Genomic DNA, 12,504 nt, shown 5'->3' with positions numbered 1-12,504 from the left:
CCACCGACAGGTAGTTCTGGCCGGCCGGGCTATAGATCTTCGCGGTGGGGAAGAACGCATCCATGCCGAAGGTGCGGGACTCGTCCGGCACGATGGGCACAATCCGGTTCCCGAACTTCTTGTCGCGGAGCAAATCCTTGAGCAGGCGCACGAACGACATGGTGGTTGCGGCCATCTGCTTGCCTGAACCGCGCTTTGCCACCTCATAGGACTTCGCGTCCGGAAGATCGACCGCCTGGTGTCCGCCGCGGCGTTCGGGAACCGGCCCGCCCAATGCGCTCCGCCGTCCAAGGAGGTAGGCGATCTCGGGTGCATCAAATCCCGGGTGGTAGTAGGGAGGCCGGTACGGGTCGGCGTCGAGTTGGTCATCCGAAATCGGAATGCGCAGGTAATCCCGGAAGTCCTTGAGGTCCTCAACCGTCAGTTTCTTCATCTGGTGTGTGGCATTCCTGCCTTCAAACCTGGGGCCCAGGCCGTAGCCCTTGACGGTGTGGGCGAGGATGACGGTGGGTTTGCCCTTGAATTCGGTGGCGGCTTTGTAGGCGGCGTAGACCTTGCGGTAGTCGTGGCCGCCGCGTTTGAGGTTCCAGATCTGGTCATCGGTGAGGTCCGCGACGAGGTCTTTGGTCTGCGGGGTTTTGCCGAAGAAGTGTTCGCGGACGAACCCGCCGGATTCGGCCTTGTAGGTCTGGTAGTCCCCGTCGACGGTTTCGTTCATGATCTTCACCAGGGAGCCGTCGGTGTCGCGGGTGAGCAGGTCATCCCATTCCCGGCCCCAGACGACCTTGATCACGTTCCAGCCCGCGCCGCGGAAGAACGCTTCGAGTTCCTGCATGATCTTGCCGTTGCCGCGCACCGGCCCGTCCAGGCGCTGGAGGTTGCAGTTGATCACGAAGTTCAGGTTGTCCAGGTTCTCGTTCGCGGCGAGCTGGAGCAGGCCCCGGGATTCGGGTTCGTCCATTTCACCGTCGCCCAGGAACGCCCAGACCTGCTGGTCGGAGGTGTCTTTCAGGCCCCGGTTGTGCAGGTAGCGGTTGTTCTGGGCCTGGTAGATCGCGTTCATCGGGCCGATGCCCATGGACACGGTGGGGAATTCCCAGAAGTGCGGCATCAGGCGCGGGTGCGGGTAGGAGGACAGGGCGTGGCCCTCGCGGGACTTTTCCTGCCGGAACCCGTCCAGGTCCTCCTCGGACAGGCGTCCTTCCATGAACGCCCTCGCGTACATGCCGGGGGAGGCGTGGCCCTGGAAGAAGACCTGGTCCCCGCCGCCGGGGTGGTCCTTGCCGCGGAAGAAGTGGTTGAAGCCGACCTCGTACAGGGTCGCGGCCCCGGCGTAGGTGGAGATGTGCCCGCCGACCCCGATATCGGGCCGCTGCGCCCGGTGCACCATGACCGCGGCGTTCCACCGCATGTACGCCCGGTACCGGCGCTCGAACTCCTCGTTGCCGGGGAATTCTGCTTCCTGGTCCACCGGGATCGTGTTCACGTAATCGGTGGTGGTCACCATCGGTACCCCCACGCTCTGCGCGCCCGCGCGCTGCAGCAGGCTCCGCATGATGTATTGGGCACGCTCGGTGCCCTGTTCCCTGATCAACGCATCCAGGGACTCAACCCACTCGGCAGTCTCTTCCGGATCACGATCAGGCAGCTGGTTAGTCAACCCGCTGAGGATATGGGAGGTATCTTCTCCTGCAGCCACGGCAGCCTCTTTTCATCTTTGAATGCGATAGGCGCATGTTTTCGTATTGTGAGAAAACAATATTGCTAGACGAGATTAGTAAGCTACTGCGGCCGGGTCAACATGATTCCCGCCACGAAGTGCCGCTTGCCCGGCCCAGTACTCAAGGAACGCAATGTGACCGAGCGGCCATCCCCGCGGCACTTGACCGGCAGTGATGCGCGTCATACCCTTATTTCACTATTCAATATCTCTTTTCCGCAATGTGGAATAACAGAAACGACGCAGGTCGGCCTCACCACGCGGGATACTCCAACGAATTGAGACCTTTATGCAAACCCCTCCCAGGGCGGGCGCTGCCGAGCAGGACCTGACAACGCCGTCAGCCGTTCCAGCTCATCCCTCCGGCAGCGTTGAAGCCCTCTGCGAATCAGCAAGCGCCGCCTCGGGCATCAACATCAGCCCTTCCCTCTACAACTCCGACCTTGCCCCCACCAAGCGCGCTGGCCGCAGCTGGACCAGCTACAGCATCTTCACCCTCTGGGCGAACGACGTCCACAGCCTGGGTAATTACGCGTTCGCCATTGGACTGTTCGCCTTGGGCTGGGTGGGTGGCAGATCCTCATGGCGCTCGGCATCGGCGCCGCGCTGCTGTTTGGGCTCCTGACGCTTTCAGGATTCATGGGCGTCAAGACCGGTGTTCCCTTTCCGGTCATGAGCCGCATCAGCTTCGGCATCAGGGGTGCCCAGATTGCCAGCCTCCTCCGCGGCGCAGTGGCCGTGGCCTGGTTCGGCATCCAGACCTACCTCGCGTCCGTAGTGTTCCGCGTGATGCTCGTAGCCATGTTCCCAGCCTTGGCGGATATGGACAAGGACTCGATCCTGGGCCTCTCCACACTGGGCTGGATGGCATTCGTGACCCTCTGGGTGGTCCAGCTGGTGATCGTCAGCTTCGGCATGGAAATGATCCGCAAGTACGAGGCATTTGCCGGCCCTGTCATCCTTGCCACCATGGCCGCAATGGCCATCTGGATCTTCGTACAGGCGGGGGGAAGCATCGCCTGGTCCTCCAACAAAGCGCTGGATGGCCCGGAAATGTGGCTCACCATTTTCGCCGGCGGTGCCCTCTGGGTGTCCATCTACGGCACCTTCGTCCTCAACTTCTGCGACTTCACCCGCTCCGCCGTCTCCAAGAAGGCTGTAGTGCGTGGCAACTTCTGGGGCATTCCCATCAACATGCTGCTCTTCGGTGCCATCGTGGTGGTGATGGCCGGGGGTCAGTTCAAAATCAACGGCACCATCATCAAGAGCCCCTCGGACATTGTCCAGACCATCCCCAACACGCTGTTCCTGGTCCTGGCCTGCCTTGCCCTGCTGATCCTGACCATCGCAGTGAACCTCATGGCCAACTTCGTTGCCCCCGTGTACGCGCTGACCAACCTGTTCCCCAAGCGGCTGAACTTCCGCAAGGCGGCAATGGTCTCCGCCACGATCGGGCTTCTCATCCTGCCGTGGAACCTCTACAACAACCCGCTGGTCATCGTGTATTTCCTCGGCGGACTCGGTGCGCTGCTAGGGCCGCTGTTCGGCGTCGTCATGGCCGACTACTGGCTGATCCGCCGCGGCAAGGTCAACGTGCCGGAGCTGTACACAGCGTCCCCGGAGGGCAGGTACTTCTACAAGAAGGGCGTCAATCCCCGGGCGATCACCGCTATGGTTCCGGCTGCCGTCCTGGCCCTCCTCATCGCCTTCGTTCCCGGGCTGGCTGCCGCGGCGCCCTTCGCCTGGTTCTTTGCAGCGGGCATAGCTGCCACCCTCTACTTCTTCATCGCCGACCGCAGCCAAAGGCTCGAAGACCGCGACGGTGAGGCGATCGCCGTCGCGAGTACCCACTGAGCTCCACCCAACTGCCGCGGCCCCAAGGGGACCCACACAAAGGATCTTTCCCATGCGCATACTCGTTGCAAACGTCAACACCACGCAGTCGATGACTGACTCCATCGCCGCGTCCGCCCGCAGCGTTGCCGCTCCCGGCACGGAAATTATCGGCGTAACCCCCAGGTTCGGCGCTGACTCCTGTGAGGGCAACTTCGAAAGCTACCTGGCTGCCATCGCCGTCATGGACGCGGTGACCTCCTACCCGGAGCCTTTCGATGCCGTTGTCCAGGCCGGCTACGGCGAGCATGGCCGTGAGGGGCTGCAGGAGTTGTTGGACGTGCCGGTGGTCGACATCACCGAAGCCGCCGCGAGCACCGCGATGTTCCTGGGGCACAAGTATTCCGTGGTCACCACCCTGGACCGCACGGTTCCCCTTATCGAGGACCGGCTGAAGCTGGCTGGACTGGACGCCAGGTGCGCGTCAGTGCGGGCCAGCGGCATGGCGGTGCTGGAGCTCGAGGAGGAGCCGGATCGCGCTGTGGAGGCGATCATCAACCAGGCCCTGCTGGCAGCCACCGAGGACAAGGCCGAGGTCATTGTGCTCGGCTGCGGCGGCATGGCCGGGCTCGACGAGCAGATCAGGCAGCGGGCAGGCGTGCCCGTTGTGGACGGCGTGGCGTCCGCGGTGACCATCGCCGAATCCCTGGTCCGGATGCGCCTTTCCACCTCCAAGGTGCGGACCTTCGCTGCGCCACGGCCCAAGACCGTCATAGGCTGGCCGCTGAACAGGCCGGCCGTGCCGGCCCAGCCCTAAGCCAGGAGACCGAATGAACACTTCCCCGCGCACTGCACGCGTCGCCGTCGTCACCGGAGCAGGGTCCGGCATCGGCCGAGAGGTGGCCCGGCAGATGCTGGCCGATGGCTACCGCGTGGTGCTGGCCGGCCGGCGGGAGGCGCAGCTGAAGGAAACGGCGGACGGCAGCCCGGAGGCGCTCGTGGTGCCCTGCGACGTCACCCGGCCCGACGACGTCGAGCGGCTTTTCAAGGCAGCCCGCCGGCAGTGGGGGCGCGTGGATGTGCTGTTCAACAACGCCGGTGTGTTCGGTCCGGCGGCCGGTGTTGACGAGATCAGCCTGGAGGACTGGAACGCCACTGTGGCCGTGAACCTGACCGGGTCCATGCTGTGCGCCGCTGCGGCCGTCCGGGCCATGAAGGCGCAGGAGCCGCAGGGTGGGCGGATCATCAACAACGGCTCCATTTCGGCGCATTCGCCCCGGCCCCGGACCGTGGCGTACGCGGTCACCAAACACGCCATGACGGGCCTGACAAAGAGCATCGAACTGGACGGCCGCGGCTACGGCATCACCTGCGGACAGATCGATATCGGCAACACGGCCACGGACATTATGGACACCATCGGGGTGGGCTCCGGGGCGCTCCAGGCCGACGGCAGCCGCAAGGTGGAACCGATGTTCCCGGTGGCGGACGCGGCGCGTGCGGTGCTGATGATGGCCAACATGCCACCAACGGCCAGCGTGGGCTCCGTGGTGGTTACCGCCGCGGGCATGCCTTTCATCGGCCGCGGCTGAGGCACGCTGTGCCTAGAAGGGCAGCAGGGCCGACAGGTCTGCGCGCAGGCCGGACGCGGCCACCCTGCCGGCGCTGACGGCGTCCGCCCAGTCCAACTGCCCCGTCACCATCGCCAGCCAGGTGGCGGCGTCGCACTCAATCACGTTGGGCGGCGTGCCGCGCGTGTGCCGCGGCCCCTCCACGCACTGGGTGACGCCAAACGGCGGCACGCGCACCTCCACCGAGTTGCCCGGTGCACGCGCCGTGAGCTCCTCCAGCGAGTACCGCACGGCAGTGGCCAGGACGGTCCGGGGCAGTGGAGTGTCCGACGGCGCTTGCGTGCCTTCCAGCCACACCTTCAGTGCTGCTTTGCCTTCCTGGAGGTCGATACGACGGCGGGCAACGGCCATGCTTTCAGTCTTCCTTTTGCGTCGGTTGGGGAAATCGGGTGTCAGTCCAACAGCGCGGAAACAGCCGGGCCCAACCGGATCTTCCCTACCGGGTGGCCGCCGCCCAGCACGGGTTCCACCACCTTCTCCAGGGCGCTGGCGACACCCGGGATCTCGACGGCGCCTGCTGCGGCAAGCAGTGTCAGGGCCACCAGCGACGTTGCCCGGATGTTCCCGTCCAGGATCTTGACGGCCACCGAAACCCCCTGGGGCGTGGCCATGGCAAGGACTCCCTCGGCCCCGATTTTGGCGATGATCTCCAGCTCGTCCATCACCAGGGTGTTGGCTTCGCCGCGGCCCTGCACGGCCCAGGGATAATCGAGCATTGACGTGGCGATGGTGGCGGCCCTGGCGCTGAAGCTCTGGTCGCCGGGGGCTTTGGCCAGCTGCGAGTACGCCCGGGCCAGGCCCTTGAGGGAAACAGCAGCCACGGGGGCTCCGCAGCCGTCGATCCCCAGGTGGGCGATCTTCTCATCCGTGTATTCCTCGATGACGCTCCGGACCCGCTGCTGCAGCGGATGGTTCGGTTCAAGGTAGCTGTTGGTGTCCCACCCGTTTTCGGTGCAGGCCCAGAGGAAAGCGGCGTGCTTCCCGGAACAGTTGAACGCCAGCCGCGACTTGCCTTTTTCGGAGCGCACCAACCAGTTCCGGGCCGTTTCGTCCTGCGGCCAGGCTTCAGGGCACTGCAGCTGGTCTTCACGGACCCCGGCCGCCTTGAGCATGCCCGCCACCACGTCCATGTGGTCCAGGGACCCGGTGTGGCTTCCGCACGCGATGGCTACCTGGGCGCCCCGCAGCGGGACCCCGGACTGCATGGACGCCAGCGCCTGGAACGGTTTCAGGGCGGACCGGGCATAGATGGGCGTGTTGATGTCACCGAGCTCGGTGACCACCGAACCGTCGGCGGACAGGAGGACGGCGGAACCGATGTGCCGGGACTCCACAAAGCCGCTGCGTTCGATCACAGCCAGTTCGACGGCGGAGTCCACGGTAAAGGTTGCATGCGGGTTGTGCGGCATACCGCCAGTCTAGGGGCCAACCCGCTACTGTACGGTGACCATCTACTGCACAGTGACCATCACCGACTGCCAGCCCGAGGCGCCGTCAGGTACCGGGTCGGCGCGCTGGTCCGTCTGGACCTCCCCGGTGCCGTCGGTGGCGCGGACCTTGATGTAGTGCGGGCCGGGTGTGGCATCCCATTCGTATGACCACTGGCGCCAGGTGACGGTGGAGGCTTCCGCGGAAAGGGTGGCCTCCGCCCATTCGCCGTTGTCGACCTGGATTTCCACCTTGGCGATGCCCCGCGTCTGCGCCCAGGCGGTACCACCCACGGCGACTTTCCCGGCCGGCACTTTCGCGAAGGATTTGGGCACCTCCACCCGCGCCATAGTCTTGATGGGGCCGCGCTCTGACCAGCCGCGGTTGGTCCAGTAGGCCTTGCTGTCAGCGAACCGGGTGACCTCCAGGTCAACCACCCATTTGGTGGCCGAGACAAACCCGTAGAGCCCTGGAACCACCATCCGCACCGGGTAGCCGTGCTCCAGCGGCAGCGGTTTCCCGTTCATGCCGATGGCCAGCATGGCGTCCCTGTCGTCCTGCAGGACCTCCAGTGGAGTGGAGGCGCTGAAGCCGTCAATGGACGTGGAGAGCACCATGTCCGCACCGTCCTTGGGCTTGGCGCGGGCCAGGACCTCGCGGAGGGGAAACCCCAGCCATTTGGCATTTCCGGCGAGGTTGCCGCCCACCGGGTTGGAAACGCAGGTGAGGGTGACGTGGGATTCGATCAGCTGCGCATCCAGCAGGTCCTGGAAAGTGAGGGTGACCTCCTGCTCCACCAGCCCATGCACGCGCAGCTTCCAGTCATTGATGTTGATTTCCGGGACGCTCAGGGCAGTATCGATGCGGTAGAAGTCGTTGTTGGGTGTCAGCCACGGGGTGACGCCCGGTACGGGGGACTGGACGCCGGCGGGTATGGGGGCCGCGGCCTTGGCCGGTGCCGGCAGCGTGAGCGCTTCGCGAGCCTTGGTGATGTTGCTGCGGGCGGCACCCAGCAGCCGCCCACCAGTGGCAGCGATACCGGCGGCCACCGCGGTAACCCCGGCAGCAGCAAAGAATCGACGGCGGTTGGTGCCTTGGCCGTGCTGCCGGGCGTCGTCGTCGGCCGCCTGGCCGGCAGGCGCCCCGGGCCATGCCTTCAGCCCCCAGAGCAGCACCATGAGCCGCCGGAGGACCAGCAGGCCGGCCGCTGTTCCCAGCACGGACGGGATGGCGTCCGCGCCGCTGACCCCGGAGCGGGTCACCACGCAGGCCACAATCACGGCGCCCATGAACAGGACCCCCAAAACTCCCAGCGCCCACTTTCGGTAGGCCACCACGCCCAGGACGCAGGCCAGCAACGCGATGGTCAGGCCCATGCCCACGAACAGGGCGGCCTTGTCGTTGGTACCAAAGGTGGCGATCGCAAAGTCCTTCAGCTTTGGCGGGGTGAAGTCGATGAAGGTGGAGCCCAACGCAAACAGGGGCGTTGCCCTGGCGGTGAAGAATGCGCCAATCAGCTCCGCAACGGCAAGTACGACGGCGGCCGCCACCACGCCTGCCAATGCGGCCATGGGTGCGGGGCCCGTAATCCGGTTTCGAAGCGTTGTCATGAAGATGGTTCGGAGCGGCCGGGAGTCCGGATTGACCCGGCAGCCGGGGAAGGACACAGCTTAGGAGCGGAAAGGGTGCACAAAGTACCCTTGGACACTGTGAAGGTACTCGTCATTGGCCCCGGAGGCCGCGAACACGCCATTGTCCGCTCCCTGCTTGCCGACCCCAACGTGTCCGAAGTCCACGCCGCGCCCGGCAATGCCGGCATCAGCAAGCTGGTCCCCACGTACGACATCAACGGCAACGATCCCCAGGCGGTCGCGGAGCTGGCCACCCGGCTCGTCGTGGACCTGGTGGTGGTGGGCCCGGAGGCTCCGCTGGCCGCGGGTGTCTCCGACGCCGTACGTGAGGCCGGTATCCCCGTCTTCGGACCCAGCAAGGCTGCAGCCCAGCTGGAGGCGTCCAAAGCGTTCGCCAAGGAGGTCATGGCTGAGGCCGGCGTTCCCACTGCCATGGCACTGGTGGCCACCAACGCCGACGAAGCGGCGTCCGCCCTGGACACTTTCGGCGCCCCGTACGTGGTGAAGGATGACGGCCTGGCCGCCGGCAAGGGCGTAGTGGTCACCAGGAACCGTGACGAGGCCCTGGCCCACGCCCAGTCCTGCTTCGACGCAGGCGGCTCCGTGGTCATCGAGGAGTTCCTGGACGGCCCCGAAGTTTCCCTGTTTGTCCTCTGCGACGGCCAGAACACCGTGGCGCTTTCGCCCGCACAGGACTTCAAGCGCATCTTCGACAACGATGAAGGGCCCAACACCGGCGGCATGGGTGCGTACACCCCGCTGGAGTGGGCGCCGGAGGGCCTGGTGCAGGAAGTCCTCGAAAGGGTCGCCCAGCCCACTGTGAATGAGATGGCACGCCGCGGAACCCCCTTCGTCGGCGTCCTGTTCGTCGGCCTGGCACTTACATCCCGCGGGACCCGGGTCATCGAATTCAACGTACGCTTTGGCGATCCCGAAACGCAGGCTGTCCTCGCCCGCCTCAAAACCCCCCTCGGCGCCCTGCTGATGTCAGCCGCCAAGGGCGAACTGGACAAGGCGGAAGAGCTGCGGTGGGCCAAGGAAGCCGCTGTCGCCGTCGTCATCGCCTCGGAGAACTACCCGGACAAGCCCCGCACGGGTGACCGCATCCGCGGGCTGAAGAAGGTGGAAGCCCTGGACGGCGTGCACGTCATCCACGCCGGGACCGCCCTGGACCACGAAGGCAAGGTGGTTTCCGCCGGCGGCCGCGTCCTGGCCGTCGTCGCCCTGGGCAGCGACCTGGTGGAGGCGCGCGAAAGAGCCTACGACGGCGTGGAGCTGGTTCAGCTGGAAGGCTCGCAGTTCCGCAGCGACATCGCCCGCAAGGCCGCCCGCGGCGAAATAAAGGTACCGTACGGTGCCACCGGCTCGATGCCCATCGTGAAAGCAAAGGCCTGACATGACTGAATCTACGGAAAACCGCGGCTACGCCACCGACACCCTGGACCTGCCCGGCTGGAAGCACATTTATTCGGGCAAAGTCCGCGACCTCTACGAGCCGGCGGATGCGTCCATCCTGCAGCGACTTGGCCAGGACTGCGTGCTGGTGGTGGCAAGCGACCGCATCAGCGCCTACGACCACGTGCTGTCCAGCGAAATCCCGGACAAGGGGCGCATCCTCACCCAGCTGAGCCTCTGGTGGTTTAACCAGCTGGGCGTTGAGCACCATGTGCTCGGCTCCACCGTGGAGGACGGCGTTCCGGCTGAGGTTGAGGGCCGGGCCATGATCTGCAAGAAGCTGGACATGTTCCCGGTGGAGTGTATTGCCCGCGGCTACCTCACCGGTTCCGGGCTGCTGGAGTACAAGGCCTCCGGGACGGTCTGCGACATTCCGTTGCCCGAGGGGCTGGTGGACGGCTCACGGCTGGAGCACGCCATCTTTACCCCGTCGGCCAAGGCGCTCATTGGCGAGCACGATGAGAACATTACGTATGACGCCGTGGTGGCGCTGGTGGGGGACGACATCGCTGGCCGGCTGAGCGAGCTGACGCTGAAGATCTATACGACCGCGGAAAGGATCGCCCGGAAGCGCGGCATCATCCTGGCCGACACCAAGGTGGAATTCGGGTACGACGCCGTCTCCGGTTCCATCACCCTGGGCGACGAAGTGCTGACCCCGGATTCCTCGCGCTTCTGGGATGCCGCCACTTACAAACCGGGCCAGGCCCAGCCGTCCTACGACAAGCAGTACGTGCGTGACTGGCTGACCTCGGCCGAATCCGGCTGGGACAGGTCCTCCGACACCCCGCCGCCGGCCCTTCCCACAGACGTGGTGGAGCGTACCCGCAGCCGCTACGTCGAGGCGTACGAGAAGATCACGGGAAAGACCTTCTCCTAGGATCTGACCAAAGCCAGGTAAGCCCGCCATCCGCGGGCTTGCCTGGCTTTTGGGTCAGCTGGCCTTGGCTGCCGCAGCGGCGCGCTTCTGCGCCAGCCTGATTTCCAGGATCGCGTCCAGTGCCTGCTGGACTCTGTCCTGGGCGCCGGCAGTAGCGAAGGACTTCTGGGCTTCCTCAAGGTGAACCAGCGCTTCGTCGAGTTCTCCAGAGGCTTTGAGTGACTTGCCCAGGAGGAGGGACACTTCTCCTGCAGTGTGCTTGGCGAGCTCTGCACGTTCAGCGTGGATTTCACGGAGCTTTTGGACGGCGGCGACAATGTCCCCGGTCAAGTACAGCCATCGTGCGCGGATGAACGCAACTTCGAGCTCGTCGCTCTTGGTTCCGCTGACGATGGAGAACGCCAGTTCGGCGCGCTCGATCGCGGACAGCGTCTCGGGCTCAACGATGCCTGACGAAAGCCTGACGGCGGCGGATGCCTTGTTGAAACGTGCCCACAACTCGATGTCGTTCGCGGGGGAGAGCAGCCGCGCTGCCCTCTCGTGGTGCTTGACGCCTTCGGTGTAGTCGTGCCGCATGAACGCCACGTTGCCGACAACCCAGGCGACCTCGCCGGCCAGCTGGGACATGGAGTGTTCGTCGACTTGGGCCACGAGGGTCTGACAGTAAGACCAAGCTTGGTCAAGCCTCCCGCTTTCCGCCAGAGCGCCGATGAGGACCCGGAGGGCACCGGTGATAATTGTCGAACTCTTCGGCAGTTGCTCTGAGAGCTTCATGGCTTCCATCGCATGGTCCACAGCAGCAGAGAGCTGGCCTTGGCGTTGGTACACGGTCGCCAGCATTTGCCTGGCCCGAACTCCCAGTCCCACGGACTCCCTGGCCATCGGGTGTTCGATCAGGCGTTCGATTATCTGTTGGCACTCTTTCAAGTCCCCGTGCTTCAGGAGGCACTCCGCCTGCATGTAGGTCATGTTCCACCAGGCGCTGGTGTTCTTGGCATCCAACGCAATCTGTGCTGCTGATGCCGCATGGCTGGCTGCCAAGGGGTAGTCCCTGAGATCCCAGGCCTGCCGGGCGTAGAGGCCCGCCAGCACATACTCCGCGTCGCCAATGGATATTGGCTGGCTCCAGGCCTCCAACGCTTTAGGCGCGAGCTCCAGACGGCGGGCGAGCTCCTCGATGACCTCTGCCGTCGGTTCCCTGCGTCCTGTTTCAAGCAAGGAGATGTAGCTGGGAGAGTACAGGTCTTTTCCGAGTTCAGCCTGCGTCATCCCGCGTTCGAGACGTTCCGCGCGGAGCTTCTCTCCGAATCCGTTTCCCATTGGACCCTCCCTTCTTGGGCTGTCTTGCGCCAAACGCTTGACAGCCCCTGTGGAAAATATTTTACAATGTGTGTCAACAAGGACAGTGCTGGCTTTGTAACGAATCCGACTCGTATTGAGGAACCTAAATATGTTGAAGAAGATCGCAACTGCGGCCGCCCTAGCAGGCGCGCTGGCATTTTCTGCGGCTGCTCCGGCCGTCCTTTCTGCCGGTTCCCTCGCGGACTCAACTGGTTCATCGGTCGCAACCGGCAACTGGCCGGACCCGATGTCCAAGCCGGTTAAGGGCAAGAAGGCCACGTCCACAACGGACACCACGTACACCACGTACACGGGGAACTGGCCGGACCCGATGTAATAGCTTCCTCATAACAGGAGGCGAAGGAATAGCCCCGGAGCAACCGCTCCGGGGCTATTCCTTTTGGACCCTGGGACGGATCGCCGTGACCACATCGAGATGCAAAAAGAGGGCCTCCGCAAGGAGACCCTCTTTCCGTTATGGTCGGGATGACAGGATTTGAACCTGCGACCTCGTCGTCCCGAACGACGCGCGCTACCAAGCTGCGCCACATCCCGATCCGCTGCAAAAGCAACTTTACAAGGATA

At 64.7% G+C, this 12,504-nt stretch carries 10 protein-coding genes, 1 tRNA gene and 1 pseudogene; 6 read left to right on the top strand and 6 right to left on the bottom strand.

Going from position 1 to position 12,504, the window contains the following annotated elements; genetic code table 11:
• Positions 1–1,699 (bottom strand): pyruvate dehydrogenase (acetyl-transferring), homodimeric type (aceE, locus tag J7I84_RS21610; protein ID WP_396020074.1); only part of this gene is annotated, 1,699 nt, incomplete at its 3' end.
• Positions 1,700–2,009: 310 nt separating this feature from the next.
• Between aceE and J7I84_RS14995 the strand changes: the two are divergent.
• The 3 genes and pseudogenes from J7I84_RS14995 (at position 2,010) to J7I84_RS14985 (ending at position 5,145) form a co-directional block, all read left to right on the top strand.
• A pseudogene (locus J7I84_RS14995) lies at positions 2,010–3,574 on the top strand (NCS1 family nucleobase:cation symporter-1).
• 52 nt (positions 3,575–3,626) lie between these two features.
• Positions 3,627–4,370 (top strand): aspartate/glutamate racemase family protein, encoded by a 744-nt coding sequence (locus tag J7I84_RS14990; protein WP_214945344.1) that lies wholly within the window; start codon positions 3,627–3,629, stop codon positions 4,368–4,370.
• A gap of 13 nt (positions 4,371–4,383) precedes the next feature.
• A complete protein-coding gene (locus J7I84_RS14985) occupies positions 4,384–5,145 on the top strand; it encodes an SDR family oxidoreductase (RefSeq protein WP_214945343.1) in 762 nt (253 codons plus the stop codon).
• A 12-nt stretch (positions 5,146–5,157) separates the two neighbouring features.
• Here the strand turns inward: J7I84_RS14985 and J7I84_RS14980 are convergent, their stop codons facing one another.
• Genes J7I84_RS14980 through J7I84_RS14970 form a run of 3 tightly spaced genes read right to left on the bottom strand, consistent with a single transcriptional unit; the run spans position 5,158 to position 8,222 of the window.
• The gene (locus J7I84_RS14980; protein WP_214945342.1) at positions 5,158–5,535 is read right to left on the bottom strand and encodes a sterol carrier family protein; all 378 of its coding nucleotides are present in this window, start codon (positions 5,533–5,535) and stop codon (positions 5,158–5,160) included.
• 41 nt (positions 5,536–5,576) lie between these two features.
• On the bottom strand, positions 5,577–6,593 hold the full coding sequence (locus J7I84_RS14975) for an asparaginase (protein WP_214945341.1): 1,017 nt from the start codon (positions 6,591–6,593) through the stop codon (positions 5,577–5,579).
• 42 nt (positions 6,594–6,635) lie between these two features.
• Positions 6,636–8,222 (bottom strand): molybdopterin-dependent oxidoreductase, encoded by a 1,587-nt coding sequence (locus J7I84_RS14970; RefSeq protein ID WP_214945340.1) that lies wholly within the window; start codon positions 8,220–8,222, stop codon positions 6,636–6,638.
• Between the two features lie 99 nt (positions 8,223–8,321).
• Between J7I84_RS14970 and purD the strand changes: the two genes are divergently transcribed.
• A complete protein-coding gene (gene purD / locus J7I84_RS14965) occupies positions 8,322–9,638 on the top strand; it encodes a phosphoribosylamine--glycine ligase (RefSeq protein WP_214945455.1) in 1,317 nt (438 codons plus the stop codon).
• 1 nt (position 9,639) lies between these two features.
• Positions 9,640–10,578: a phosphoribosylaminoimidazolesuccinocarboxamide synthase gene (locus tag J7I84_RS14960; RefSeq protein WP_214945339.1), complete on the top strand. Its 939-nt coding sequence runs from the start codon at positions 9,640–9,642 to the stop codon at positions 10,576–10,578.
• A gap of 54 nt (positions 10,579–10,632) precedes the next feature.
• On the opposite strand, the gene J7I84_RS14955 is transcribed toward J7I84_RS14960, so the two are convergent.
• A complete protein-coding gene (locus J7I84_RS14955; protein WP_214945338.1) occupies positions 10,633–11,898 on the bottom strand; it encodes a helix-turn-helix transcriptional regulator in 1,266 nt (421 codons plus the stop codon).
• Positions 11,899–12,028: 130 nt separating this feature from the next.
• Here J7I84_RS14955 and J7I84_RS14950 point away from each other — a divergent pair, with 130 nt between their 5' ends.
• Positions 12,029–12,256 (top strand): hypothetical protein, encoded by a 228-nt coding sequence (locus tag J7I84_RS14950; protein WP_214945337.1) that lies wholly within the window; start codon positions 12,029–12,031, stop codon positions 12,254–12,256.
• 141 nt (positions 12,257–12,397) lie between these two features.
• Here the strand turns inward: J7I84_RS14950 and J7I84_RS14945 are convergent.
• Positions 12,398–12,474: transfer RNA gene (locus J7I84_RS14945), tRNA-Pro, on the bottom strand.
• Positions 12,475–12,504: the final 30 nt, after the last annotated feature.

It is taken from the genome of Arthrobacter sp. ISL-85 (assembly GCF_018613675.1).
In the GTDB taxonomy this organism is placed as follows: Bacteria; Actinomycetota; Actinomycetes; order Actinomycetales; family Micrococcaceae; genus Arthrobacter.
This window is presented reverse-complemented; position numbering and strand designations above follow the sequence as displayed.

Bases quoted from the DNA above. Each gene is read 5' to 3' on its own strand.
- J7I84_RS14990 (WP_214945344.1), top strand. From the start codon at position 3,627: ATGCGCATACTCGTTGCAAACGTCAACACCACGCAGTCGATGACTGAC.
- J7I84_RS14985 (WP_214945343.1), top strand. From the start codon at position 4,384: ATGAACACTTCCCCGCGCACTGCACGCGTCGCCGTCGTCACCGGAGCA.
- J7I84_RS14980 (WP_214945342.1), bottom strand. From the start codon at position 5,535: ATGGCCGTTGCCCGCCGTCGTATCGACCTCCAGGAAGGCAAAGCAGCA.
- J7I84_RS14975 (WP_214945341.1), bottom strand. From the start codon at position 6,593: ATGCCGCACAACCCGCATGCAACCTTTACCGTGGACTCCGCCGTCGAA.
- J7I84_RS14970 (WP_214945340.1), bottom strand. From the start codon at position 8,222: ATGACAACGCTTCGAAACCGGATTACGGGCCCCGCACCCATGGCCGCA.
- J7I84_RS14960 (WP_214945339.1), top strand. From the start codon at position 9,640: ATGACTGAATCTACGGAAAACCGCGGCTACGCCACCGACACCCTGGAC.
- J7I84_RS14955 (WP_214945338.1), bottom strand. From the start codon at position 11,898: ATGGGAAACGGATTCGGAGAGAAGCTCCGCGCGGAACGTCTCGAACGC.
- J7I84_RS14950 (WP_214945337.1), top strand. From the start codon at position 12,029: ATGTTGAAGAAGATCGCAACTGCGGCCGCCCTAGCAGGCGCGCTGGCA.